We start from the raw sequence: 653 nt of genomic DNA on the forward strand, positions 1-653 counted from the left end.
CCCAGGATGCCAATCTTGGAGCTTCCAAACAATGGATCTTTACCAAGTATGATCAGTTTGGAAGAGTTGCCTATACCGGCATCTATACCAGCTCCCAGAGCTATAGCCCTGCAGGAAGAGCTGCAGAACAGGCCCTGGTGGATGCCAAAGGAAGCAATAATGTAACAAGGACTTCCTCGGTAGGAGTTACGGTTAACGGGCGCGGGGTCTATTATGACATAATGCTTCCACGAGCTATCCCAATTCCATTACTTCCCTTTTAAGCATTAACTATTATGATACTTATGCTTCCTATAGCTTCAATCCAACATTTCCGGCAGATATCCTGGGAACTCCGGTCATTACGGATAATGCCACAGCCAATGCCATCAGCACCAAAGGTCTCCCGGTGATGAGCCTGGTGAAGAATATCGAGGATGACAACTGGACCATTAATTATAATTATTATGACAATAAAGGAAGGGTAATAGCCACTCACTCCGTAAACCATCTGGGTGGATATACCAGGGTAGAATCCCTGCTGGATTTTGCAGGTGTTCCCCAGCAAACCATTACCAGGCATAAGAGGCTGGCAGCCGATACTGAAAAGGTGATCACTGAAACCTTTACCTATGACAGCCAGAACAGGCTGTTGGTTCACAAACATAAGGTAG

2 protein-coding genes are annotated in these 653 nt (G+C 46.1%); both read left to right on the forward strand.

Annotated elements, in window-relative coordinates; genetic code table 11:
* Window positions 1-263, forward strand: a 263-nt coding sequence (locus ABMQ40_RS16670) for a hypothetical protein (protein WP_370901641.1), incomplete at its 5' end; no start/stop codon positions are given.
* 128 nt (window positions 264-391) lie between these two features.
* Window positions 392-653 (forward strand): hypothetical protein (locus ABMQ40_RS16675; RefSeq protein WP_370901643.1); only part of this gene is annotated, 262 nt, incomplete at its 3' end.

Source organism: Chryseobacterium gossypii (assembly GCF_041361455.1).
Lineage (GTDB): Bacteria > Bacteroidota > Bacteroidia > Flavobacteriales > Weeksellaceae > Chryseobacterium > Chryseobacterium gossypii.